Raw genomic sequence first — 24,418 nt, 5'->3', positions numbered from 1 at the left:
GTTCGATATTTGGGGCGCCTTTTGGGTGGCGCTTTTTTGTTTTTTGTTTTTGTGGGCCCACAGGGCATACCGTCAAGCCTTCTCATCCCGCCTGAAATACTGCAAATAAAGCATCCTCTGCCCAATCCGCCGGAACGGTGCAAACGGATGCCCAGGCAGTGGAGTAGTAAAAATCGGCAGCATCTGCTGCCCACCCCTGCCAGCGATACGCTCAGCAAGCCGCCTCCCCGCCTGCTGCGAATAAGACACGCCGTTACCCCCATAGCCAAGTGCGTAGAACACCGATTGCCGTGGATCGGGCTGGCACACCCGAGGCATCATGTCGTGGCTCACATCCACCCAGCCCCACCATGAATAGTCGATCTGCACGCCACGCAGGGCCGGAAACTTGCGCGCCATGCCTTCCTTGAGCAGATCGAGATGGCGCGGATTAGGCGCGTCCTCGCCGGTAATCGCGCTGCGGCTGCCAATCTGCAGCCGGCCGTCGGGCAGGAAGCGATAATAAAAGCGTAGCGTGCGCGTATCCGTGAGCACCTGGGTCGTGCGAAAGCCGCACGCGGCGATCTCCGCTTCGGTGAGCGGGCGCGTGACCATCGAGTTCGAGAGGATCGGCATGACCTTGCTGCGCAGCGTGGGATGCAGCGTCTGCGCCGTGTACGCGCCGGTCGCAATGCCTACCGCGCGTGCCCGCACGACGCCGCCCGGCGTACGCAGGTGGTGAACGCCATTGATGGTCTCCCATCCCATCACCGGGCTGCTCGTGTGGACTCTCGCACCAGCGGCGCGTGCGAGGCGCAGATACCCGAACGCGAGCTTCAACGCGTGGATGCCGATCCCTTCGGGCTCGTGCAACGCGCCGGCGGCCTCGTGGTCGTCGATGAATTCGCGGCGAAACGTCTGCGCGCTCAATAGTTCCGACGGGTAGCCGAATACCTCCTTCCACACCTTCGCCTCGGCGGCGAGCTTCGCCATGATGCGCGGCCGGTGCGCGATCAGGAAGTGACCGCCCGGCTGCGGATCGCAATCGATCTCGGCAACGAGTTCCTTGAAATGATCGAAGCCCTGCTGGATCTCGTCGTGCATTTTCAGTGCGACATCCTTGCCCCAGCGCTCGATCCACTGTGAGCGCGAGAGGCGCCCCGAGGCGTTCTGCCCCTGTCCTCCATTGCGACTGCTGCAGCCCCAACTCGTGCGGTTCGCCTCCAGCACCACCGCCTTGATGCCATGCTCGCGCGCAAGGCAGAGCGCCGTGGCGAGCCCCGTGTAGCCCGCACCGATGATCGCGACATCCACGTCGAGATCTTTCGTCACGGGGCCGTCGTCGGGAGGTGGACTGCCCGCCGTCGCGACCCAGTAGGTCGGCGCGTAATCCTTGCCGACGCCCGGACCCGGCGAGACGAGCGGATCGTACGTGGGGTCGTACCTCGTGGAGCCGGAATCGCTCGCGGCAAAGCCGGCGGCGGCGGAATCGACTGTGCTGTATCCCATGATTAATGCCCCACAGGCTTCGTGAAGACACTTGCACGCTCCACTATGAGAGCGGTTCCTGCCGACTGCCTGTTCGTCATGCCTGTCTCCTGTCAATAGAGCTGGCGTTTTCCGCCTGACGCTCATCCTTTGCAAAGCTGTCGTCGTTCTTTGGCGCTCTGTTGGAAAAAATTCTAGGCAGACCAGAATGGCGCCGGTAGAGCCAGTGGCCTGGTATCGACTGGTACAGCGGCTTGGCACAGCGGGGCATCGTTTGCATGGCATCTCGGGGTAATCCGGTACGTAACCCCGCGATTTTTGCGCTCATACTGAAACTTGGGGGGAAACTCGAACGATTCGTTTCATTTACCACGCCCGTCAGGAGGAGACCGATGCGCGACACAGCGCGAGAGACGACGCAGACCCCACCGCAAAACAGGGCGCAAGACAACGCCCCCGCGCTGCGCGAAGAATCGTCGGCGGACGACGCTCGCGTGCTGCGCGCGCTCATGGTGCTGGAGCAACTGGCGTCCGCGGGGCAGCCCTATACGCTTTCGCAGTTGTCCGCCCGGCTGCACATTCCCAAGGCGACGCTGCTGCGGCTCATCGAGTCGCTGGAAACGCGCGGCTACGTGATCCACATGCCCGACTCGCGCGGGCACGACCGCAGCATCGCGCTGGGCCCACGCGCGGCGCAGCTCGCGCTCGCCACGCTCGCCAACAACACCTTCACGCGCTCGTGCCGCGTGCTGCTTCGCACCCTGGTGGAGTCGCTCGGCGAAACCTGCAATCTCACCGCGCTCGACGGCGACCGCGTGCTCTATATCGAGCGCGTCGAGACGACGGAGCCGTTGCGCATGGAGATGCGTCCGGGCATGCATGTCCCGCTGCACTGCACCGCGAGCGGCAAGCTGTTCCTCTCGCAAATGAGCGTGCTTGAGCGCAACGCGCTGCTCGAACGCCTTGTGCTGACCAGGATGACGCACCGCACCCTGACCGCCCCCAAGGCGCTCGCCGCCGAGCTCGAACAGCTCGCGGTGCGCGGCATCGGCATCGACAACGAAGAGTTCGTGCGCGGCATGGTGGCGATCGCGGTGCCGGTGCGCGACCCCGCCAGCAAACGCGTGCTCGCCGCGCTCGCCGTGCATGCCCCGACCGCCCGCGCGACCCTCGAGGAACTGCTGGAGTCGGTGGGCCGCATGAAGCAAACGGCGATCAGGCTCGCGCCGCTGCTCCAGGGGCTCTCGCTGGCATGAGCGGGCGCGGGTGCGTCGCCGCTTCGGCGGCAAAACGGCCGCGCTGCGCCGCGGACTTCTGATTCCGTTTCGGCAGATTCCGTTTCACTTTCGGCCCGTGAGCACGGTCGCCGCTTGCGGTCGGCATTTCCTTCCCCGACATTGATCCGAAAAAGCGGCGCGGCATGCCTCGCCAGCAATTCGAGGAGACGGGATTCATGGACCATGAGGTCGACTACCTGATCGTCGGCGCCGGATCTGCCGGTTGCGTGCTCGCCCACCGGCTGAGTGCCGACGCGCGCAACGCAGTGCTGCTGCTCGAAGCGGGTGGCAAGGACAACAATCCGTGGATTCACGTGCCGGTCGGATACTTCAAGACCATGCACAACCCCGCGCTCGACTGGTGCTACCGCACGGAGCCGGACGAAGGCGTGGCCGGGCGGCAGATCGACTGGCCGCGCGGCAAGGTGCTCGGCGGATCAAGTTCACTCAACGGCCTGCTCTACGTGCGCGGGCAGCGTGAGGACTACGATCGCTGGGCAGCGCTCGGCAATCGCGGCTGGAGTTATGCCGATGTTCTCCCGTATTTCAGGAAGTCCGAGGATCAGGAACGCGGCGCCAACGCTTGGCACGGCGTAGGCGGCCCGCTGAAGGTCTCCGACCTGCGCTTGCGCCGGCCCATTGCCGATCATTTCATCGCGGCCGCGCAGGAAATCGGCATTCCGTTCAATGAGGACTACAACGGCGAGGTCCAGGAAGGGGTCGGCTACTTTCAGCAGACAGCCTATAACGGTTTTCGCTGGAGCACCGCGAAGGGTTTTCTCAAACCCGCACGCAAACGCAGCAATCTGATCGTGGAGACGCGGGCGCAGGCGTCCCGAATACTGTTCGAAGGGCGCCGCGCCGTCGGCGTGGAGTATCTGCAGGACGGCGTGAAAAAGCGTGCGCGTGCGCGCGTCGAGGTCATTCTCGCTTCGGGCGCGATCGGTTCGCCACAAATTCTTCAGCATTCCGGAGTTGGGCCTGCACACGTGTTGCGCGACGCGGGCGTTGCCGTGCTGCACGACTTGCCGGGCGTCGGTCAGAACCTGCAGGACCACCTTCAGGTGCGGCTCGTGTTCCGCACGCGCGAACGCACGCTCAATGACGAGGTCAACCATCCCTTGCGAAAGGCGTGGATTGGCTTGCAATACGCGATCTGGCGCACCGGGCCGCTCACGCTGGCGGCCAGCCAGGTGGCGATCTTCACGCGATCGAGCCCTGCGGTCGAGCGCCCCGACATCCAGTTCCACATGCAGCCGCTGAGCGCCGACAAGCCCGGCCAAGGCGCGCATCCTTTTTCGGCATTCACGGCATCCGTCTGCCAGTTGCGGCCCTTTAGCCGCGGCAGCGTCGAGATCCGCTCGACCGACCCGCTCCAGTACCCCGCCATTCGCGCCAACTATCTGTCCGACCCGCGCGACCATCCCGTCGTGATCGGCGGCATTCGGGTGGCGCGCCGCATCGCCACTGCGCCGTCGCTTGCGCCGCACATCGTGTCGGAGTACGTGCCCGGTGAACGATATCAGAGCGATGCAGAGTTGCTGGATGCGGCGCGCCGGTTCAGCCAGTCCATTTATCACCCCGCGGGCACCTGCAAGATGGGCCGCGACGCGGCGGCGGTCGTCGACGACCGCCTGCGCGTGCATGGCCTCGCCGCGCTGCGCGTCGTCGACGCGTCGATCATGCCCGAGCTCGTCTCAGGAAACACCAACGCCCCCGTGATCATGATCGCGGAGAAAGCCGCCGACATGATTCTCGAGGACCACGCGAGCCTTTCCCGGGTGCAACGGGAGAACGCCGAGGCCGACTCATGAACTAACGAGGCACACGCTCGCGTAGTAAATGCAGCACCGAAACGACACGCACAAAACAAAGGATACCTTATTAACATACCTGCTTTTCAATGAACCGCACCGCACGAGGTGCGCCCCAAAATGGAGACAGCCATGAACGCATTGCCCAGCACCGACGCCCGGCAGATGAGGCGCGTGGTCGTCGCGAGCCTGATCGGCGCGACCATCGAGTGGTACGACTTCTTCCTCTACGGCGTCGTTGCCGGCATCGTCTTCAACAAGCTTTATTTCCCGAGCGGGGACCCGCTCATTTCGACGATGCTCGCTTACGGCACCTTCGCGGTGGGCTTCCTGAGCCGGCCGCTCGGCGGCATCGTCTTCGGTCACTTCGGCGACCGGCTCGGCCGCAAGAGCATGCTGATCATGACGCTCTCGATCATGGGCGTCGCCACCGTGTTGATCGGCACCGTGCCGACCTACGCGCAGATCGGCCTGTGGGCGCCCGCGCTGCTGCTCATCCTGCGCGTCGCGCAGGGCCTGGGCCTTGGCGGCGAATGGGGCGGCGCCGTGCTGATGTCGTTCGAATACGCGCCCGAAGGCAAGCGCGGTCTCTATGCGAGCATTCCGCAGATCGGCCTCGCGATCGGGCTCTGCCTCGCGTCGGGCGTGGTCGCCCTGCTCTCTTCCGCGCTGAGCAACGCACAGTTTCTCGCCTGGGGCTGGCGCGTCGCGTTCTTTCTTTCCTTCGCGCTCGTGGCGATCGGCATGTATATCCGCCTGCGTGTGCTGGAAACACCCGAGTTCGAACGCGTGAAGCAACAGGGCGCCGAGGTCCGCGTGCCGATCGCCGAGGTGCTCATGAGCTATCCCGGCAACGTGCTCGCCGGCATGGGCGCGCGCTTTATCGACGGTGTGTTCTTCAACGTCTTCGCGGTATTCACGATCGCCTATCTTACGCAGACGCTCAAGCTCTCGCGCACCGATGCCCTGCTCGCCGTCATGGCCGCCGCTTTCACGATGATCTTCACGATTCCGTTTTTCGGCCGCCTGTCGGACCGCGTCGGCAGAACGCGCATCTACTTCTGGGGCTCGCTCTTCACGGGCCTGTCGTCGTTCTTCGGCTTCTGGCTCATGAAGCACAGCGGCGGTTCGCCGGCGCTCGTGTGGATCGCCGTGATTATTCCGCTGGGCGTCATTTACGCTTCCGTGTACGGGCCCGAGGCGGCGCTCTTCGCGGAACTGTTCGAGGTCAACGTCCGCTACTCCGGCATCTCGTTCGTCTATCAGTTCTCCGGCATCTTCGCGAGCGGCATCAGCCCGATCATCGCGACCTGGCTCCTGCAGCGCAACGGTGGCGATCCGTGGCTCATTTGCCTCTATACGATGTTCGCGGGTGTCGTGAGCGCGCTCTCGGCCGCCTGGGTGGGCCGCCGCCATCACACGCGGCATCTTGCCATGAGCGGCGCGCGGTGACTGGCACGCCGCGCTTCGCGGGCGGCGTGCCATACGCCACTACGCGGCGTCGCTCACGCAACAGGCGAGCAGTCCGTCGCGCAACATCGCTTCGGTTTGCGGATCGGCTCGCGAAGGTGGGGAACACGCGATCGCGCTCACGTCCGAGACGGCGCGCTCGCGCGATCCGGGCCAATGAGCTAGAGCTTCGACTGCGACGAGCACGGCCGTGAGACCGTGCCCGAATTGCCCGACGCGCCCACCTTTCGTTGAGTCCTGGCGAAGTCCAGGTCGCGTCCCGGCCTGCGCCGCCTCGTGCCCGCGCCGATAGCTGAGATAATGAACGCCCCAGCCTCAAACCCCAGCCAAAGGAGCCACAGTGAGCCAACCCGCATCCTCGCCCGTCCCCCATCCGGTACGCCGTGTCGCGTTCTTGGGCCTTGGCGTGATGGGCCATCCCATGGCCGGTCATCTCGCCAAGGCGGGGCTCGACGTCACGGTCTACAACCGCACCGCCGAAAAGGCCGCACAATGGGTCGCCGAATACGGCGGCCGCGCGGCCGCCACGCCGCGCGAAGCGGCCCAGGGCGCAGATCTGGTGCTCGCCTGCGTCGGCAACGACGACGACCTGCGCAGCATCACTCTCGGCGCGAACGGCGCCTTCGCCGGCATGGCGCGCGACGCCGTGTTTGCCGACCACACGACCACCTCCGCCAGCGTGGCGCGCGAGCTTTCGGCGAAAGCCGCCGAACATGGCCTGCATTTCGTCGACGCGCCCGTATCGGGCGGCCAGGCGGGCGCCCAGAACGGTAAGCTCACGATCATGTGCGGCGGCGAGGCCGCAGCCTTCGAGCGCGCGAAACCCACACTCGCCCACTACGGAGCGGCCGTGACGCTGGTGGGTGCGGCAGGTGCCGGCCAGCTCGCCAAGATGGTCAATCAGATCTGCATTGCCGGCCTCGTACAGGGCCTTTCCGAGGCGATCAATTTCGGCGAGCGCGCCGGGCTCGACATGGCGCTCGTGCTCGGAGTGATCGGCAAGGGCGCTGCCGCGAGCTGGCAGATGGACAACCGCGGCAAAACCATGATGGCTAACCAGTTCGACTTCGGTTTCGCCGTGGACTGGATGCGCAAGGACCTCGGCTTTTGCCTGGACGAAGCGAAGCGCAACGGCGCTGCGCTGCCGGTCACGGCGCTGGTCGACCAGTTCTACGGTGACGTGCAGCGTCTGGGCGGCAGCCGCTTCGATACGTCGAGCCTCATCTGGCGCATTCGCAAGCTCGATGGCGCCGCATAAAGCGTAGCTGTGGTCGGCGGCCCCGCAAAGCACCGGAAGCCGCCAGAAGTCCGGCGGCGCCTTCAGGGCCGCCGCTAGCACTGTCTTGTATACCCGCACGCCGCGAGGCTCAGCGCCACCAGCGCAGCGGGCGCCGCAACGTGTGCCGCTCGAGCCGCACCGTCGGCATGCTGTCGAGGAACGCGAAGGCCCCCGCCTCTTCCGGCCCGATGCGCCGCTCGCGCTCCTCGTCAGCATCGACCGTGCGTGCGGTATCGATGAAGAGCGCCGCCACGATGCCCAGCACCAGCAAGCCGGCCGAGATCATGAACGGCACGTTATAGCTGCCGGTGTGCTGGATGAGGTAGCCGAACACGACGGGCGACACCATCCCCGCAATGCCGAAGCCCGTGTTCATCATGCCGCCCGCCGTACCCGCATACTTCCCGGCGATATCGAGTGGCAGCGTCCACAGCACCGGATTCGTGATCTCGAGGAAGAAGAACGAAGCGGAGAGGAAAAACACCGCGACCGACGGATTCGAGACGGACACCATCGGCAGCAGGAAAGCGAGCGAGCCGCCCATGCCGGTCACGAGCACTGAGCAGCGCGCGAAGCGCAGCCGGCCCGTCCACTTGTAGATCCGGTCGGAGACCACGCCGCCAAGCGTGTCGCCCACCACGCCGGCGAGCAACGGCAGCGCCGTGAAGAGCGCGAGCTGCTTGAGATCGAAGCCGCGCGACTCCTTCAGATACGACGGCAGCCACGTCAGATAGACCCACAACAGCCAGCCATAGCAGAAGTCGACGAACGTGACGAGCCACATGCGCCGCACGAGCTTGCGCCACGGCGTCGCCGCGCGCTTCGCGCGCTCGCAGTCGCCCTTGCAATAGCCGATCTCGGCGGTCTCTTCGGCCGTGACGCGCCGGTTCTGTTCCGGCGAGTTCGTGAACACGAAGAGATAGAGCACCGTCCACATGAGGCTCACGATGCCGAGCAGGATGAACGCGTCGCGCCAGCCGCCTGCCACGACTACCGCGAGCACGAGCGGCGGCGTGATCGCGCCGCCGAGGCGCGCGAAGCTGTGCGTGATGCCCTGCGCGAAGCCGCGTTCGCCCACCGGCATCCAGTACGTGAATGCGCGTGTGGCTGTGGGAAACGCCCCGCCTTCACCGATACCAAGCGCGAAGCGCAGGCCGACCAGCATCGCTACACTGCCGGCAAAGCCCGTGGCGAGCGTCGCCGCGCCCCAGATCAACGAGAGCACGGTGAGCACGAGCTTCGGACCGAACTTGTCCGAAAGCCAGCCGCCGATGATCTGCATGACGGCATAGGGGTAGGCGAATGCGGAAAATACCAGGCCAAGCTGAATCGCGCTCAAGCCCATTTCGTGGCGGATCAGCGGTCCCGCGACCGCAATGTTCACGCGATCGATGTACGAGATGAAATACATCAGACACATGACCGCGAGAATGATATGGCGCGTCTTGACGCGCTGCGCGTGCTGCTTCATGTTGTCGTCTCCTGAGTCTCTCTTTTCTGTCGGCGGTTCGGATTCGGGCAGCCGTATGTCAGCCCGAGGGCGCCACGAGCTTCAGCCGTTGGACCTTCCCCGAGGGGCCGCGCGGCAGTTCGTCGACGAAACGGAACTCTTTCGGCGTTTTATAGCGGCCCAGTTCGCGCAGGCAGTGCTCGCGCAGGTCCTGCGGGTCGGGCGCGCCCAACCAGTGAGCGTCGCGCGCAACGACGAACGCGACGATCTCCTGCCCATAGGCGGAATCGGGAACGCCGACGGCCGCCGCGTCGAGCACACCCGGATGGCGCAGCAGCGCCTCGTCGATCTCGCGTGGCGCGATGTTCTCGCCACCCTTGATGATGAGTTCTTTCGAACGGCCGTTGATATAGAAGTAGCCCTCGTCGTCGCGATAGCCCAGGTCGCCGGTGCGCAGCCAGCCATCGGCCGTGAACGCCTTCGCCGTGTCCTCGCTGCGCTTGTAGTAGCCGCGCATGACCTGGGCGCCGCGCAACACGATTTCGCCGCACTCGTTCGGTCCGCACTCACGGCCGTCACGATCGACCACGCGCGCTTCGCCACCCGATGGCAGGCCGATGCTGCCAATCCGCCGCCGCGATGCATCGTACGGATTGCTAAAGACTGGCGCGGCGGTCTCCGTCATCCCCATGGTTTCGATGATGCCGATGCCAAAGCGCGCCTCGAATGCCCGATGGTGATCGGCGGGCAGCGCGGCAGACGCGCTGCGGCAGAACTTGAGCGCCGAGAGGTCAAGCCCGCGCGGCTCGTCGCCGTTGAGGAGATAGGCGACGATGGTCGGCACCACGTTGATCCACGTGCAGCCGTAGCTAGCGGCGTCGCGCCAGAACGTGCGCCCGGAGAAACGCGGCGTCAGCACGACCGAGCCAGCGTGCCAGAGCGGCGCAAGCAAGGTCACGACGAGGCCGTTGATGTGATAGAGCGGCAGCGATGCCAGCACGCGGTCGTCGTCGGCGAGCCGGTGCTCGAGGCTGATATTGCGCGCGTTCGCATGAAGGCTTGCGTGGCTGAGCAGCACGCCCTTCGGCGCACCGGTCGTGCCCGACGTGTACATCAGGAGGCCGATGTCGGCCTCATTGGGCCCGGACCGGGTTTCCATGGGCGGCGACTCCAGCACCGGGAGCTCCGCGACGCTTGACGCCGGTACGGTGCTCGCCACATCGGCGGCCGCCGTTTCGAGCACGGGCAGCACCGGCAGCGCGACGGCATCCGGTTCAGTGCGCACGAGCGCGATGTTGCGCGATACGCCCTGCTCGCGCAGCGCGGCGAGTGCCGCCTCAAGCGCGGCGCTGGTCTGCGCGCTCGCGAAGATCATCCGTGTATCCGAATGCTCGACGATATACGCGAGCTGGGACGCCTGGCAAAGCAGGTTGAGCGGATGCGCGATCAGCCCGCTGTACATCGCGCCGAGCAGCAGCGTGGCAGTCTGGATGCCGTTGCCCATCAGGACCGAAACGACGTCGCCCGGCTTGAGGCCGGCGTCGCGAAAGCGGCTCTCGAGCGCGCGGCAACGCTCGAGCAGCGCACCGAAAGTCAGCGTCGCGCCCGCAGCCGCGCTCCCGGCGTCTGCGCCGGCGTGTTCCGCGGCGCCATCATCGGGCGCCGCCAGAAGGAAGGGCTTGTCCGGGTACTGTGCGGCGCGCGCTTCGATCAGCGCGCGGATCGTGGCGGGCGCGCTCATTGGCCGAACCTCCGGAAATAGTCGCCGAGCAGCGTGTCGAGCTCGGGGACGCGCTCCGCTATCGGGTACGCCACGCGCGTGATGTTCAGGTACTGGCGAAAACCGAGATTGTCTGAAAAGTTGTTGCGCCCCCACGTCCCGCAGCCCATCGAGAGCGAGAACGGCAGGCCGTTGTCGAAGTTGCCGCCCGTCGCGAAACAATGCGCCTGGTTGACGATCACGCGCGCCACCGGGAGCGTCGAACCCAGCGCCACCGCTTGATCCCGGTCATCGGTGTGCAGGCCGACCGAGTGACCCGCGCCCATGTAGGCGTACAGGCTGCGCACGATATCGGCTGCATCGCCGAAATCCCGCGCGCGGTAGACCGTGAGCACAGGCGCGAGCTTTTCGCCCGAAAACGGATAAGTCGCCCCAAAGCCGCTCTCCTCGACCATCAGGAAGGCACTGTCGCGCGCCGCAGCAGCGGCTGCGTCGTCAAGGCCGGCGGCGCGCGCGATCTGCGCTGCTGACTTTGCGGTGCAACGCGGCGCGAGCTTGCCGTCGGTCCACATAGCCGCCTGCAATTGCGCCTTTTGCCGGGCGTCCAGAAGCACGCCGCCGCATGCGCAGAGTTCGCGCAGCATCGCGTCGTAGACCGCCTCGTCGATCACGACGCTGTTCTCCGACGAGCAGCTCGTCGCGAAGTCGAAGGTCTTCGATGCGGCAATCTTTTGCGCCGCATCACCAAGGTTCGCTGTGCGCGTGACGACCGACGCCACGTTGCCTGCCCCCACGCCGAAGGCCGGCGTGCCGCTGGCGTAGGCCATGCGCACATTGGCCTGCGAACCCGTCGCGACCACCAGGTCGGCTTCGCGCATCAGCGCGGCGGTCGCGGCTTTGTCCACCGGCGCGGGCAGCATCTGCACGAGCGCCGGGTCCAGCCCCGCCTTGGCGAACTGCGCATGGATGAAGCCAATGAGTGTCTCGCAAGCACCGTAACCCTTCGGCGAGGGCGCGACGATCACTGCATTGCCGCATTTGAGCGCGTTGATGATCTTGTTGGCTGGCGTCGCGCCCGGATTGGTGGATGGCGTGATCGCCGCGACCACCCCGACCGCGCGCGCGATTTCGACAATGCCCCTGGCCTCGTTGCGCGCAATCACGCCACAGGTCTTTTTCCCATGCAGGTCGCGCAGCAGCCCGAGCGTCTTGCGGTAATTCTTGCTGAACTTGTCTTCGGCGTTACCGAGCCCCGTGTCGCGCACCGAAAGCTCGGCAAGCTCGCGGTTACGGCCGGGCTCCATGATCGCCCACGCGGCAGCCGCCGCGGCGGTATCGAGGATTTCCTGCCCGGCAAACTCGAATGGTCGCTGCGCCGCACGCGCACGCGCAACAAGCGCTGCGACGTGCGGTGCGCTCGCTTCGGGTTGGCCCGCTGCAGCGACATTGGCAACGGTCTCTCTCACATTCATCTGCGCGCTCCGTTCAAATAATTGGCGGTAGTGCCAATCTATTCGTCGGCGCGTGAACCGGAGTCCCGATTCCCGCACAATCGACGACACCCGACGGAAAATGCTCGGAATATGCGATTTTCGGGACTTTCTCTAGTCCCGAAAACCGTGCTGACAGATGCACAATGAAGGGAAAGCGAGCGGCAACCGCACAATGCACAGAGGGAGACGAGCGTGTCGACATCGAACCAATCGAATGCGGCGGCAGTTCGCGCGTTTCGCGTGCTGGAAACGTTAGCCCAGGCGGGCCGTCCTTTGGCGATGATGGAACTGGTGGATGCGCTTGGCTTGCCCAAACAGACTGTCCATCGCATCCTGGCCCAGCTCACCGACGCGTGGCTCGTCACGCGTGGCGCGAACGACAAGCTGTACGAGTGTTCGGCACGCGTGAGAATGTTGGCGGTCAACGTCCTGATGCATGCGGGGCCGGCAGCGGCACGGCATTTGCTGCTCGAGGAACTTGTCGAAAAGATTGGCGAAACCTGCAATCTCACCATGCTCGCCGGCAACGACGTAGTCTATGTCGACCGCGTGGAGACCGAATGGCCGCTGCGCATGCATCTTCAGCCGGGCTCCCACGTGCCGCTGCACTGTTCGGCGAGCGGCAAGCTGCTGCTGAGCTTTCTTCCCAAGGAGCGGCGCGACCGCATGATCGATACGCTACCGCTGCGCGCGCATTCTGAGCAAACGATCACCGACCGCGAAGCGTTGCGCAAGGAGCTGGCGGTGACTCGCAGGCGGCAGCTCGCGATCAATAATCAGGAGCATTTACAGGGCTTGATCGCGATTGCCGTTCCCGTTATGCTGGACCGCAATCGTGCCTGCGCGGCAATTGCCGTCCAGGCGCCAGTCGGGCGCCTCGCGCTCGATGACCTGCTCGCCTTTTTGCCCGACCTCAGGCATGCCGCAACTGAAACGGCGAAGACGTTTCGCGGGTAAGGTACGCGAAGCGCGCGACTGCCTGCATTGGCGTTGAGGCAGGAGCGACTTCCACGTGCGCAGTTCGACATGGGCCTTCAACGATGCATACGTATATCTTCAAGGACCGTTGCGGCCGTGTCATCCACGTCGAGACCGACGACGAAGGCGAAACCGCCGTCGCTTTTCACCATGCCGAACCCGTAGGACGGTTGTCCGTCTCGCATGACGATCGCGCCGGCCCCCTGTCGGCCTTTCTGGTCGAACTGTTCGTCGAGCCTCCCTACCGCCGCAGCGGGATCGCCCACACACTGGTGGCCAACGCCCGCGACGCGGCGGGAAGCCCAATCCGGGTGCGACGGCAGATGGCAAGCCAAAACGAGGCGTTTAGCACGCTTTGTCGCTGCCTTGAACGCGAAGGTCTCTTGCTCGTGCACTGAACCAGCAAGAGACTCAGATGAACAGTCGGGACTGGCAAACGACTCGAGCTTCGGGTGCTTGCACGCATTACGCACGCTGATAGTAGAGGTTCTGGGGATGCCGCGCTTCAGCAAAGAAAAACCAGCGCTCCGCCACCAGTCCCACGTACTGGATCACAGCCGCCACGCACAGCAGCGCGAACGATAATCCAACGGGTCGAATGCCTCCTCCAATTGCCACGAGGCAGAAAGGAGCGAGAAAAGCCGCTATCAGGAACGTCCACTTGATGCGTCTGAGCGTGCGGGGTGTCTTGCCGTGAAAGAACTCACGCAGATTGAAGGCTCCCGCCGTGAATCCGCGCGACTTCTGCTCGACGCGTTCCGCGCGAATACCGGTCGCGCTTTGCACGGTCGATTTCGGGCGCAGGCGCGCATTTCGGACGAGCGAGGCCGTGCGCGAAGCGCAACCTGCCAGCGTCAACACGCATGCGCAGACGGCGAGCGGCACCATCATGGCCGGTGCGAATCTCGCCGCGCACGCGGTTGCGAGCGTGAACCCGGACGCGCAGCCGAGCAAGACGAAATTGACCAGCGTGAGCGGCGTCGCCCATTCCTGGAGAAAGCGCAGGCACGCGTAGATCATCGCGGTGCACACGAACAGCAGCAGACTCGCGACGACTGCCACGCCCCCAATTGCCAGTGAAAACGAGGCACCTGACAGATGCGCGAGCCCATAAGCGAACGTGCAGGCCAGGAACGTGGGAAGGCAAAGGCATTCGCGCGAAAGCCACGAGGTGCGCCACATCGCAATGGCCCGCCATGCCCGCTCGGGATGGCCGAGATGAAAGAACGACGCAACGAGTCCCAATGCGCCGAGTGCGCACGAAAGCCCCGCACCGACGACATAGAACATCGACGGAACCGCCGTCGTATCAGCGAAGCCGAGGCCTTGCGCGAGCTCCACGCCGACTAGCGCGATCAGCAATCCCTGGCCCGCACCGCTCAGCGTCGTGAGAAACACCACCGAAAATGCCGGATTCATACCGTTCTCCACTCTTCGATTCGGGCGCGCCATGCGAGCCCGCTGACGCGCTCACACGCGCGTAGCGACCGACGCGAGATTGAGCGAGCCGTGTTCGACCTGCGCTTCCAACGTCTCGGTCTCGCCCGCCCCCGCTGTCTTGCACGAACACGAGCCGCTGCCGCAGGACGTCACCGGTTGACGCGGCAAATAGTGATTCGACGGCCGGGTTCCCCACTCGGGCATCAGCTGATAGCCGCCCCGTTCACGGATCGCCTTCGACACGACCGACTCGGGATCGTGAATGTCGCCAAAGAGGCGCGCCGAGGTCGGGCACGCCAGCACGCACGCGGGCTTGCGGTCGCGCTCCGGCAGCGCTTCGTTGTAGATGCGGTCGGAGCACAGCGTGCACTTCGTCATTTCCTTACGTGCTTCATCGATTTCCCGCGCGCCGTAGGGGCAGGCCCACGCGCAGTACTTGCAACCGATGCAGCGGTCGTAGTCGACCAGCACGAGGCCGTCTTCCTTGCGCTTGTAGCTTGCCCCGGTCGGGCAGACCGGCACGCACGGCGGGTCCTCGCAGTGCAGACAGGACTTGGGAAAATGAATGGTGTCGGCAAGCGGAAACTCGCCGGCCTCGAAGGTCTGCACGCGGTTGAAGAACGTGCCGGATGGATCGGCATCGTAGGGGCGAAAATCGGCAAGACTGCCCGCCTCGCCCGACGTGTTCCACTCCTTGCAGCTCGTCACGCACGCGTGGCAGCCCACGCAGACGTTCAGATCGATCACGAGCGCCATCTGTGTCATAGCATGCTCTCCCTTTCACTTGCGTTGTGCGGCTTTCGCAAGGCGCGCAGCAAACTCGCCACGCCCGGCGAAATACGTCTGCACGACGCGATGGATGAGCCCCCCGGCCCCAGTGCCGCTCGTGCCGACGGCACCGGGTAGCGCGGGCATGGGGGCGAACTGCGGCAGCGTGTGGTCGGCGTGAGCCTCCGCCGGATAGATGCGCACGCGCACGTCGTACCACGCCGCCTGCCCCGTGACCGGGTCGGAGTTCGACGTGCGCGTGTGATCGGCGCGCTTGACGGGAATCTCGTCGGCGATCAGGTGGTTCAGCAGAAAGCCGCGCTGTGACTCGTTGGCATCGGGTCCGAGATTCCACGCGCCCGCCGACTTGCCGATGGCGTTCCACGTCCAGACCGTGCCCGGCTCGATCGCTTCACTGTAGCGCGCCAGGCAGCGCACCTTCCCCCATTGCGATTCGACGTAGATCCAGCCGCCGTCCTCGATGCCCTGTGAGGCCGCCGTGCGCGGATTCATGTATAGAAAGTTCTCGCCATGGATCTGCCTCAGCCAGGCGTTCTGCGAGTCCCACGAGTGGTACATCGCCATGGGACGCTGCGTGACGGCCGCAAGCGGATACTGGGCGTGATCGGTCGTCTCGTGTTCGAGCGGCGGATACCAGAACGGCAGCGGATCGAAGTACTGCTCGATGCGCGCGCGCAAATGCCCGGGCGGCTGCCGACCCTGGGTCTTGCCCTGGGCGGCGAGCCGGAACTTCTGCATCACATCCGAGTAAAGTGCGATGACGATCGGCTCGTTGAACTTGCGAAAGCCCTTTTCGACGGCGAACTGCAGGTATGGCCCGTTGCAGTTGCGCATATACTGCATCGACTCGGGCAGCGTGTAGCGGTAGACACAGTTGTGCTTCGCGTACTCTTCCCACTGCCGCGGGTTCGGTTCGCCAACCAGCGCCTTCTCGCCGTCCTTGCCGCGCCAGCCGATCAGGAAGCCCACGCCCGAGCCCGGCGCGGTCTGGTGATTGATGATGAAGTCCGGATAGTCGCGGTATTTGCGCGTGCCTTCGGGCGTCGTGAAAGCCGGCAGCTTCAGACGGCTCGCCAGTTCGACGAGCACTTCCTGGAACGGCTTGCATTGGCCCGTCGGCGGGACGACGGGGACTCGCACCGAGTCCACGGGACCGTCGAATTCTGAAATGGGCCGATCGAGCATCGACATCGCGTCGTGACGTTCGAGGTAGGTCGTATCGGGCAGAATGAGGTCGGCGAATGCCGTCATCTCCGACTGGAACGCGTCGCACACCACGATGAACGGAATCTTGTACTCGCCGTTCTCGTGCTTGTCCGCGAGCATCTTGCGGACTTCGACCGTGTTCATCGACGAATTCCACGCCATGTTGGCCATGAAGATCAACAACGTATCGATGGGATAGGGATCGCCCCGCCATGCGTTCGTAATGACGCTGTGCATCAAACCGTGGACGGCGAGCGGATACTCCCACGAAAACGCCTTGTCGATGCGCACGGGCTCGCCGTTGGCGTCAACAAAAAGGTCTTCCGGCGCGGCGGGCCAGCCGAGCGGACCGTTCGCGAGCGGCGTGTTCGGCTTCACGTCGTCAGGGCTGTTGGGCGGCTTTGCCGACGGCGGCACGGCGCGCGGATAAGGCGACTTGTGCCGGAAACCGCCAGGCCGGTCGATGGTGCCGAGCAGCGACATCAGCACGGCGAGAGCGCGTATCGACTGAAAACCGTTCGAGTGAGCGGCGAGCCCACGCATGGCGTGAAATGCAATGGGCGCTCCCGTCACGGTTTCGTGCGTCTCGCCCCAGGCATCGGTCGGGGTACGACCAAGATTCGGTCGAATTGCTATCATAAGCCCAGCGGTTATGAAGTCGCCTCTCCTTATTCAATAGCAGCATAAGCCAATCAAGCCGTGAACGCCTCACCGAACTGTCGTGCCCGCTTGACGTCGTCGGCGTGCAAGTAAATGGACGTGGTCGAAATCGAGGCGTGACGAAGGTTGTCCCGTACAGCGCTCAACTCCACACCCTTCGCAAGCGCGTGGGTCGCATGGGTATGCCGCATCCAGTGCGGCGTCGCCTGACGGAGTTTCTCAGCCAGTGCCGGGTGATCGCTTTCAATGATTCGCGCAGCGCTCCGGAAAAACCGTCGCATGACTTCCCATAGACGCAGGGGCTTGATGCCGTCCGCATCGACGTCCAGGCTGCCGATCACCGGTGTGGCGGGGTTCCAGTGCGCGCGGCTGACAGGTAGCCCCCGTTCCTGCAGATACCGGTCCAGCGCGCTGCGTGCCAGGGGCGTCAAGGTCACCCGTGCTGGCTTGCCACCTTTTCCGGTCACGTGCAGCCAGTGATCGCCGGCGGCGTCTGCCTCGACACTGCGCAAGGCGGCATCGGCCAGTTCGCTGATCCGCAGTCCCGTCGCGTAACCAAAATCCAGCATGAACCGAAGCCGGTGCGCGGCGGCGGCCTGCCAGCCGTACGACCACTCGAGCCCGTTTGCAATGGCGCGTACCAGCAGCCATTCGCCTTCGGTAAAGGCGTGCGTGGTCTCGAGCTCCATCGCACGTTTGCTGCCGCGCACCTTGATGCCGGCAAAGGGGTTGGCCACGACATAGCGCTGCTCGACCAGCCAGCGGAACATGGCGCTGAGCACCGCAAGCGCATGGGCGATCGAACGGGCCGAGAGGTTATCGACGAACGGGCGCCAGTCCGGCGAGGTGCGCGGTCGAGGTGGTCCGACCCAGCGTTCGCGCGGTGTCGGTCTGCGCAGAAACGCCCGGTAGTCAGTTGCATCGCGGGTGCTCAGGGAAGACAACGCCTTGTCGCGAGCGACGATGGCCCACAGGATCAGGCGTTCGGCTTCCTTGCGGTAGGCGCGCTGAGTGGCCGGGGATTCATGCAATGCAAGCCACGCCTGGACGGCGTCGTAATCGTTGTCCGCGCCGAGGATGCAACTCGACGCTGGCGCGCGGAAGGCACCAGCCGATCCGTCAACCTCGTGCGGTAGCCGTAGCTGTTCCCAAGGGGTGACGACGGACTGCCGGTCCGCGACGATCAGTGCGCGCGCCCGCTCGGTGAGCGCCGGGTGCGCGGCAAAGAAGGCCTCGATCCTTCTGGCGCTGGCCGGGCCGAGACCCGGAATGGCGGTCCACCACTGCCGGCGACGCGGAATCCGTACCGTGAGATCGGCCAAGGTCCGGATATCGGCCGCGTACAGGGCACGCACAGCACGATCCGGCAGCCAATGCGCAATGTCGTCGCCGATCTGCGGGGGCGGCAAAGGCAGCTTGCGCAGCGCTTCGACAGCCTGTGCGATGGCGCGGGCATGACGCCTGCGCTTATGGGCCGGGCATTCGAACAGCGTGGCCAGATCTGCCCGCTGCCGGCTGCGGGCGTGAAGTGCAAGTTGCCGGCGGATCTGGCCGATGACGCCGCGGGCAGACTGGCCGCGGCTGAGTTGATCGCGCAGGTACCGCTGCGCGGCCTCACGCGAGGATGCGCCCTCATACCAGACACGCAGTGCTGCCAGCGCGCCGGCGTCGGGAAAGTCAGTCGGGATGTCGGCAGTAGCCGGGATCGTGAGGCGCGTTTTCATGCAATTGAGTTTAGTACAAAGACAATGCCACAGAGATAATAAAGGTTATCCCTGTATCAATTGCAAAACACCGACTGTCTGGATTTTTCACGACAATTCTTTGGGCTAGATCGCCTGCAGGGCCCGACTCACGAAGTCGGCGTGCGGGGAGGTGCCGGAAATCGACAGGCGAATCTGCTCCCTGACAGATTCAGCATCGGCGCCAGCGTGCACCGCTGCCTGCAGCGTCGCGCGGCTTGCATCGAGCACATCGATCCCGGTGATCTCATAGCCGTAGCCTTGCGACATCCAGCGCAATGCCGCAAGACCCGCGGCCATGGCGAATGCTGGCTGCTTCTGAGCGAAATCTCTGGCGGCACGCGTCAGCGTCCGGGGATCAGTTGGGCTGGCATTGGCCAGTTCAATGGCCTGGTTGAACAGGCCCGCGTCCTTGGCCGCTGCGAACCACTTCCCCGGCTCACCCGGCGACGCAGCAACCAGATCTCGCAGAATGGTCTCCGGCGCGATGTGCGGGTACTTCTTCGCGATGGCACGGAACGTCGCCAGGTAGGTGGTGCCCTGGTTGGCTTCGCGCGCATAGCGCTGGTATGCCTCGTCGGCAAGACCCGATGACAGCAGGATCGCTTCGCACGCCTGCGCGATCTGACCATCCGGGCTGTTGAGACCGCGCGTGTCTTCCGCATAGGCCAGGGCTTCTGCCTTCCGGCCCATCGCAAGCAGCGCCTTGACGCCCCAGCACCGGTAGTGCCACTGCTTGAAAGGCGCGTGCTCCACCAGTGCGAGCAACTGCGCATGTCGTCCAGCCGCATATAGCGAGGCCAGACAGATCGTTGTTCCCGCAAAATATCCGCCGGGCCCCTCGGACCAGACGTGCTCGACCAGATCAACGAACCTGTCGGCCCACGTATTGGCGATCTCCGCTGTCACGCAGAGTTTGCCCCATTCGTCCGACAGGCCCTCGATATAGGGGACGCCCTGATCCTGAATGGCCTCCCATAGCCGCTCGAGCCAGCGTTGGCGCGTGATGGTATCGACCGATGCGCCAGCAATGACCGGAACCAGCGCTTCGATCGCCCGGTTCACGGCGGTGCCGATGGCGCCTGACGAACTGTCGACGTGTTCCAGCGCGGGCGAAACTTTCTCCAGGAATTTTACGGCGCCGTCGGCCGCGAGCACTGCATCGCTGCGCGCCATCTGCCGAATCTCCGTAAGCGCTTCCTTGATACGCTGGATCGGTATGTCCGAGCGCCATCCGAAAGCATTACGGCGAAAACGTTGGGTGAACTGCCACTTGTGCGAGGCTGCCTTCACAGTGATTCGTCCGTCTCGGATCGCAAATCCTGCAGGGGGCGCAGGGCTAGAATCATCCGGTCGAGCACAAGCTGCCAGTCTTCCAGCTCATCGAGGATGCAATCGGTTTGTTCCACCAGCGTGAGATCGTCCGCGGGGACCGACAGGCTCGCGCCGTTGATCACCGTATGTGCCATGCCGTGCAGGCGCAACAGATCGTCACGCAGCCCATCGGGCTCGCAGCGCGCACGGATCGTGTCGAAAAGGTCCACGGCCTGCTGGATGACAGTCGTATCGTATCGATGCTGCAATGACTGCAGCGCGTTGGCATCGACGATGCCATAGGGGGTCTCAATGTCGGGCATGGGATCGGTTTCTCCGCAGGGAGCGGACCGGGCCGGCGAACAGGTGATCGTGTATCCAGCCCTCGACGTGTCCAAAATCCAGTTCGTACCTGCCAAAACGTTTCAGGTTGCTGGTGAGGTAGGGACTCAGGAATGCAATGTCGTCGGGATTGACTTCAATGCCCTCATTCACCATCGAGCGCAACGCCTGCATCATGTCCACCGTGTTTTGCAGGATTGCGGCGGAAGCCATCAGGTCGTTGTAACGCAGACGTTTCTGCTGCTCGTCCGGGTCATTGACCGGCAACACATCTCCGCCGAACGAAAACCACTTGGCGAAGCCATTATAGGACTCGACCTTGTTGGTCGTGGCGGTGATCTCCTGCCGCAACTCGTTACTGCCGAGCCACTCAAGCAGGAATACCGTGCGAACCACCTTGCCAAGCTCCTCGGCCGCCAGGGACAGGCGATTCTTCGGACTGGCCGCGCCGAAACGGCGCAGCAACAGGGGCGATGATATTGCTCCGGACTGGATCGACAGCGCGAGCTGCATCAGGTCCTTCCAGTGACGCCCGATGAGTTCCCAGTCAACCGTTTCCGTAAACAGGCCATCGATATGTTTGTATTGTGTCGCTGCATCCACACGGTACAGCTTGAGGTCCTGCCAGTTGCGAATCCGCGGCATCAGCTTGATGCCCAGCAGGTAGGTGAAAGCAAACACCGCAGCCGATTGCCCCTGGGTATCGGCATGCACCGTATCGGCCTGGACGCTCAGGCCGGCCTTGAGCAGCCCTTCGATCACGTAGATGGCTTCCCATATGCCAGGCGGGATGAAATGCCGGAACACCGCGATATAGTTATCGGCGACGTGGCGGTATGCGACCGCGCCCATCTTGCGATAGCGGTGGTGATAGCCGGCCAGCAGGTTATTGTCGTAGAAGTCGTACTGTGTGCCGTCGGCTGCAACTGTTTTGCCGTCGCCCCAGTGTTTCGGCAAGTCAAGTCGAAGATAAAGTTCGATCAGCTCACGTTGGGCGGTCTCGAGTCGCTCCAGGCTCAGGTGCCGGCGGTTGACGAACGACATCATGTGCGGCGTGATCCTGTCACCCATGTGGCGTGCGGCCTGGGTGGGCCCCAGATTGCATCCCATTGCGAAGATGGTCAGCAGGTACCGCTGTTCGGCATCGCGGATTCTGGGATCGTTGCCGCTTAACGGACCAAAGTGTCGCGTGAAATGTGTCCAGTGCTCGATATTGGTGAGAACGTCCAGCAGATTGCGCACGGGCATGCGCTTGATGATGGCCTTCTGCAGGGCCACCGCGCTTTCCGGAATGACGGTCGCTGTGGTGCGACGGACAACAAACTCGCCCGCCTTGTTGATGGTTACATGTTCGGACTTCTCAGGAAATCGGTCATCCAGCTGACGCGCTGCATCCGAGAGCCATTCGCGCAGCTGGGCCACGAAGCCGGCTCCGCTGTCTGCGATGCCAAGCCTCTCGCTGTATCCTGGAAGACGTTTCTCACATTCATGCCAGGGCAACAGGTAATCGCGATAGTCAGCGAAGGCATCCGAGCCGTCTACGCACAGGTCTCCGCTACGTAGTTCCCTCGTCATGCTCGACAGTACGCACAGTTCCAGATAACGCCGGTTGGTCGGCGCGCCCTTCCCGGGCGGGCGGCAAACGAGCTTGCGCCAGCGCTCGGAAGCAAAGCTGAGGTCGACCTCGACGTTGATCCATTCCCGATGAAGCGATTCGTTCCTGAAAACGACCTCCATCGCCTGAAGCAAGGCCTCGGACTGGGTGGTCGAGCTCCATGCCAGTGCGTGCACCAGACGTAGCAGTACTGATCGATGTGCCTTGAAATGTCGCCACAGCAATGGCAGGTAGTTTCTGCCACTGTAGGCCCGGACCTCGGCACAGCTTTCGCGCAATGGTTCGAGGTCGCCAGACGGGGCCAGATACTGGCGAACGCGCGCACCAAGCTCGGTGTCGTCCGTGTGGTCATCGACAATATTGACGACCCCGTCAAGCGTATCAACCAGGCTTTCCATCTGCTCGCGCTGACGTGCCTGGATCTGGTCGAGTTCTTCCCTGGCCCGCTTGTGGATCGCGCCCATACGGCGGATGAACATCTCGGCGAGATCGTCGCGGGCGCGCACGCGCATCTGATGCAACAATGCGACGATGAGGGTATATCGCCGTTCTGGCAGGGTTTCCTTCAGATTCGCCGCATCCAGACTCATCGCCTGCGTCGACAGGGAACGCAGTTTTGTCGCGGGAACCCCTTCCAGTGCATGGGCGAAGTCGCCAAAACCATCGAGCCAGGTAAGATGGTCGACGAGCAGGGAGATATGCTTGCGCGATGGTCGCAGCGCGTATCGCTTCATGGTGTTGTACGCGCTCTGACGCTGGTTGAATTCGCGCTTGATCAGCCTGTCCAGCTGGGCTTTGTCCTCCTCGGAAAGGCGGCGCGAGACGCGTCGGAACAGCGTCGTTTGAGCTCGTGTGTGGACCTGTTCTACAATGGCATCGAGAGTCGAGAACGCTGGCAGTTCGACCTGCTGCTGGATCAGGCTGTCGATGGTTGCGTTGATGATGTCCACCGGCTGATCCATCGTCTCAGCGGCTTCGTGCGCGGCACGCACCGCAATTTCGTTGGCGTCGGTGCCGTAGTAGGACTGGACGCCGAGAAATTCCCGGATTGCCGCATAGTGCCGAAACAAGGCGGGCGATCTTGCCCTGTTGTAGTCGAATGCCGTCCCCGCAGCGATGTTCGCGCTCGTCCGGATGTGCTCGATGACAACGGCGGGAATGGCATCAACGAAGGGAAAGTAGTGCATCTGCTGAAAGACCTTCAGCAGAACGAGCATACCCAGTCTCGAAGACTGGCCACGCGCGCTGCGGCGTGCCCATTCCAGCTCTTCAACGTCCGGTGTATAGAACGCCTGCAGCTCCGCTGACGAAAAACCCTTGGGAAAGCGCGGATACGCGGTACGTTCGACGGTTGCCATGCCGGATTCCAGATCTCGAATGGGGCGGCCAGTGTAGCGCAAGAAGTCTGGCAAAACGGTTGCGCCTGCGCCAATCCGCGCAACCATCTGACCGCCATAATTTGCAAATGCAGAACGCAGCGAAGGGAGCAGAAAAATGGGCAAAACCAGCCAGCCCAAAAAATCCTCGCGTGCCCGCAAGCTGGGAGCGCGTGATCTGGAGATGATACGACAGGGAGCGGCTCAGTCGGGTATGCCTGACGCGATCGTTCTCGATCGTAACGATTTACCGCCGGAGCAGAAAATCTCATGGCCCCTGGCCCGGATGCTTCAGGAGGAGGTATCCGGCAACCCGACTCTTGAGGAATGTCAAAGCGCGCTGACGGGGATTGTGGCGGCATGGAACACCAGCCTCCTGCCCGAGGGCGAGCGCGGCCAGGCGCTGCGTGAACAGATCACCTTCCACAAAAGCGTGCCTCTTGCAAAACAACGTGAGGTTATGCAGGGCATCGAACGCCTGATTGGCGAAAAGCTGACCCGGTTTCCTCATGACCGCCGCCGCATCGTCTCGTGGGAGATAAGGCTCGAGGGCGACATGCTCCGGGTCATCGCGGCGTCAGATGATGGTCCCCGGCATGACACATTGGACGATGTCATGCGGAGCTTGCTGCGAACGATGACCGGGTAAGCGTGCGCGCATTCAGACCAGTCGGTGACGGACGCGACCATCCCGCGCTAGCTGGGAAGCTCCGTTGGGTTACGGCGTGCCAGAAGCGGGCAGCCCAACAATCTGCGCGATTGCCGGGGACATCGAACTGAGGGCCGTGCGGAACTCAACCTGCCTCACGTATCAGCCTCGACCACGGTCCATTTACTTGCAATCGCCGGCACTGGACGTCAAGTGGACGCAGCGGTTTGGGCGTATTCGCGGCCCGAGTTCTTTATGTGCGAATTTGCATAAAGAATCGTTATTTCATAACCATGAGGCTTATGATAGCAATTCGTCCGAATCGTGGTCAGAGGCC

The 24,418-nt window shown here is 63.7% G+C and carries 17 protein-coding genes and 1 pseudogene; 7 read left to right on the top strand and 11 right to left on the bottom strand.

Going from position 1 to position 24,418, the window contains the following annotated elements; translation table 11 throughout:
• Window positions 1-72: 72 nt before the first annotated feature.
• Window positions 73-1,488, bottom strand: a complete 1,416-nt coding sequence (locus BMI01S_RS26485; RefSeq protein WP_028213982.1) for an NAD(P)/FAD-dependent oxidoreductase — start codon at window positions 1,486-1,488, stop codon at window positions 73-75.
• A 371-nt stretch (window positions 1,489-1,859) separates the two neighbouring features.
• On the opposite strand from BMI01S_RS26485, the gene BMI01S_RS26480 reads away from it, so the two are divergent.
• The 4 genes from BMI01S_RS26480 (at window position 1,860) to BMI01S_RS26465 (ending at window position 7,286) form a co-directional block, all read left to right on the top strand.
• On the top strand, window positions 1,860-2,723 hold the full coding sequence (locus tag BMI01S_RS26480) for an IclR family transcriptional regulator (RefSeq protein ID WP_042291005.1): 864 nt from the start codon (window positions 1,860-1,862) through the stop codon (window positions 2,721-2,723).
• A 197-nt stretch (window positions 2,724-2,920) separates the two neighbouring features.
• The gene (locus tag BMI01S_RS26475) at window positions 2,921-4,558 is read left to right on the top strand and encodes a GMC family oxidoreductase (RefSeq protein ID WP_028213980.1); all 1,638 of its coding nucleotides are present in this window, start codon (window positions 2,921-2,923) and stop codon (window positions 4,556-4,558) included.
• Between the two features lie 132 nt (window positions 4,559-4,690).
• Window positions 4,691-6,010: an MFS transporter gene (locus BMI01S_RS26470; RefSeq protein ID WP_028213979.1), complete on the top strand. Its 1,320-nt coding sequence runs from the start codon at window positions 4,691-4,693 to the stop codon at window positions 6,008-6,010.
• A 358-nt stretch (window positions 6,011-6,368) separates the two neighbouring features.
• Entirely contained in the window at window positions 6,369-7,286 is a 918-nt protein-coding gene (locus BMI01S_RS26465) for an NAD(P)-dependent oxidoreductase (RefSeq protein WP_028213978.1), read from the top strand.
• Window positions 7,287-7,395: 109 nt separating this feature from the next.
• Here BMI01S_RS26465 and BMI01S_RS26460 read toward each other — a convergent pair whose 3' ends face one another.
• The 3 genes from BMI01S_RS26460 to sauS are packed head-to-tail and all read right to left on the bottom strand — an operon-like array spanning window position 7,396 to window position 11,949.
• Window positions 7,396-8,778: an MFS transporter gene (locus BMI01S_RS26460; RefSeq protein ID WP_028231996.1), complete on the bottom strand. Its 1,383-nt coding sequence runs from the start codon at window positions 8,776-8,778 to the stop codon at window positions 7,396-7,398.
• 58 nt (window positions 8,779-8,836) lie between these two features.
• Window positions 8,837-10,498 carry an AMP-binding protein gene (locus tag BMI01S_RS26455; RefSeq protein WP_028231997.1) on the bottom strand — a complete coding sequence of 554 codons (1,662 nt, stop codon included), beginning with the start codon at window positions 10,496-10,498 and terminating at the stop codon, window positions 8,837-8,839.
• Complete coding sequence (gene sauS / locus BMI01S_RS26450; RefSeq protein ID WP_028231998.1) at window positions 10,495-11,949, bottom strand: acylating sulfoacetaldehyde dehydrogenase; 1,455 nt, start codon at window positions 11,947-11,949, stop codon at window positions 10,495-10,497. The genes BMI01S_RS26455 and sauS overlap by 4 nt, the downstream gene beginning before the upstream one ends.
• A 213-nt stretch (window positions 11,950-12,162) precedes the next feature.
• Between sauS and BMI01S_RS26445 the strand changes: the two genes are divergently transcribed.
• Together BMI01S_RS26445 and BMI01S_RS39385 are read left to right on the top strand one after the other, a co-directional pair.
• The gene (locus BMI01S_RS26445) at window positions 12,163-12,927 is read left to right on the top strand and encodes an IclR family transcriptional regulator (RefSeq protein WP_028213974.1); all 765 of its coding nucleotides are present in this window, start codon (window positions 12,163-12,165) and stop codon (window positions 12,925-12,927) included.
• An 83-nt stretch (window positions 12,928-13,010) separates the two neighbouring features.
• On the top strand, window positions 13,011-13,346 hold the full coding sequence (locus BMI01S_RS39385) for a GNAT family N-acetyltransferase (RefSeq protein ID WP_028213973.1): 336 nt from the start codon (window positions 13,011-13,013) through the stop codon (window positions 13,344-13,346).
• Window positions 13,347-13,413: 67 nt separating this feature from the next.
• Here the strand turns inward: BMI01S_RS39385 and BMI01S_RS26435 are convergent, their stop codons facing one another.
• The 7 genes and pseudogenes from BMI01S_RS26435 to BMI01S_RS26405 all read right to left on the bottom strand — a co-directional run bounded on the left by BMI01S_RS26435 (window position 13,414) and on the right by BMI01S_RS26405 (window position 23,414).
• Complete coding sequence (locus tag BMI01S_RS26435; protein WP_028213972.1) at window positions 13,414-14,367, bottom strand: dimethyl sulfoxide reductase anchor subunit family protein; 954 nt, start codon at window positions 14,365-14,367, stop codon at window positions 13,414-13,416.
• A 51-nt stretch (window positions 14,368-14,418) separates the two neighbouring features.
• Window positions 14,419-15,153 carry a 4Fe-4S dicluster domain-containing protein gene (locus BMI01S_RS26430; protein ID WP_028213971.1) on the bottom strand — a complete coding sequence of 245 codons (735 nt, stop codon included), beginning with the start codon at window positions 15,151-15,153 and terminating at the stop codon, window positions 14,419-14,421.
• A 15-nt stretch (window positions 15,154-15,168) separates the two neighbouring features.
• Window positions 15,169-16,986 (bottom strand): annotated as a pseudogene (locus BMI01S_RS26425) (molybdopterin oxidoreductase family protein); the annotation flags it as partial.
• An 89-nt stretch (window positions 16,987-17,075) separates the two neighbouring features.
• Window positions 17,076-18,767, bottom strand: a complete 1,692-nt coding sequence (locus BMI01S_RS26420; RefSeq protein WP_028232000.1) for a site-specific integrase — start codon at window positions 18,765-18,767, stop codon at window positions 17,076-17,078.
• Window positions 18,768-18,872: 105 nt separating this feature from the next.
• Window positions 18,873-20,078 carry a hypothetical protein gene (locus tag BMI01S_RS26415; RefSeq protein ID WP_028232001.1) on the bottom strand — a complete coding sequence of 402 codons (1,206 nt, stop codon included), beginning with the start codon at window positions 20,076-20,078 and terminating at the stop codon, window positions 18,873-18,875.
• Window positions 20,075-20,422 (bottom strand): Tn3 family transposase post-transcriptional regulator TnpC, encoded by a 348-nt coding sequence (tnpC, locus tag BMI01S_RS26410; RefSeq protein ID WP_028232002.1) that lies wholly within the window; start codon window positions 20,420-20,422, stop codon window positions 20,075-20,077. The genes BMI01S_RS26415 and tnpC overlap by 4 nt, the downstream gene beginning before the upstream one ends.
• Entirely contained in the window at window positions 20,409-23,414 is a 3,006-nt protein-coding gene (locus BMI01S_RS26405) for a Tn3 family transposase (protein WP_028232003.1), read from the bottom strand. The genes tnpC and BMI01S_RS26405 overlap by 14 nt, the downstream gene beginning before the upstream one ends.
• Window positions 23,415-23,550: 136 nt before the next feature.
• Here BMI01S_RS26405 and BMI01S_RS26400 point away from each other — a divergent pair, with 136 nt between their 5' ends.
• Window positions 23,551-24,081 carry a hypothetical protein gene (locus BMI01S_RS26400; protein WP_036046010.1) on the top strand — a complete coding sequence of 177 codons (531 nt, stop codon included), beginning with the start codon at window positions 23,551-23,553 and terminating at the stop codon, window positions 24,079-24,081.
• Window positions 24,082-24,418: the final 337 nt, after the last annotated feature.

This window comes from Paraburkholderia mimosarum LMG 23256 = NBRC 106338 (assembly GCF_000739815.1).
GTDB lineage: Bacteria > Pseudomonadota > Gammaproteobacteria > Burkholderiales > Burkholderiaceae > Paraburkholderia > Paraburkholderia mimosarum.
This window is presented reverse-complemented; position numbering and strand designations above follow the sequence as displayed.

Bases quoted from the DNA above. Each gene is read 5' to 3' on its own strand.
- BMI01S_RS26485 (WP_028213982.1), bottom strand. From the start codon at position 1,488: ATGGGATACAGCACAGTCGATTCCGCCGCCGCCGGCTTTGCCGCGAGC.
- BMI01S_RS26480 (WP_042291005.1), top strand. From the start codon at position 1,860: ATGCGCGACACAGCGCGAGAGACGACGCAGACCCCACCGCAAAACAGG.
- BMI01S_RS26475 (WP_028213980.1), top strand. From the start codon at position 2,921: ATGGACCATGAGGTCGACTACCTGATCGTCGGCGCCGGATCTGCCGGT.
- BMI01S_RS26470 (WP_028213979.1), top strand. From the start codon at position 4,691: ATGAACGCATTGCCCAGCACCGACGCCCGGCAGATGAGGCGCGTGGTC.
- BMI01S_RS26460 (WP_028231996.1), bottom strand. From the start codon at position 8,778: ATGAAGCAGCACGCGCAGCGCGTCAAGACGCGCCATATCATTCTCGCG.
- BMI01S_RS26455 (WP_028231997.1), bottom strand. From the start codon at position 10,498: ATGAGCGCGCCCGCCACGATCCGCGCGCTGATCGAAGCGCGCGCCGCA.
- sauS (WP_028231998.1), bottom strand. From the start codon at position 11,949: ATGAATGTGAGAGAGACCGTTGCCAATGTCGCTGCAGCGGGCCAACCC.
- BMI01S_RS39385 (WP_028213973.1), top strand. From the start codon at position 13,011: ATGCATACGTATATCTTCAAGGACCGTTGCGGCCGTGTCATCCACGTC.
- BMI01S_RS26435 (WP_028213972.1), bottom strand. From the start codon at position 14,367: ATGAATCCGGCATTTTCGGTGGTGTTTCTCACGACGCTGAGCGGTGCG.
- BMI01S_RS26430 (WP_028213971.1), bottom strand. From the start codon at position 15,153: ATGACACAGATGGCGCTCGTGATCGATCTGAACGTCTGCGTGGGCTGC.
- BMI01S_RS26420 (WP_028232000.1), bottom strand. From the start codon at position 18,767: ATGAAAACGCGCCTCACGATCCCGGCTACTGCCGACATCCCGACTGAC.
- tnpC (WP_028232002.1), bottom strand. From the start codon at position 20,422: ATGCCCGACATTGAGACCCCCTATGGCATCGTCGATGCCAACGCGCTG.
- BMI01S_RS26405 (WP_028232003.1), bottom strand. From the start codon at position 23,414: ATGGCAACCGTCGAACGTACCGCGTATCCGCGCTTTCCCAAGGGTTTT.
- BMI01S_RS26400 (WP_036046010.1), top strand. From the start codon at position 23,551: ATGGGCAAAACCAGCCAGCCCAAAAAATCCTCGCGTGCCCGCAAGCTG.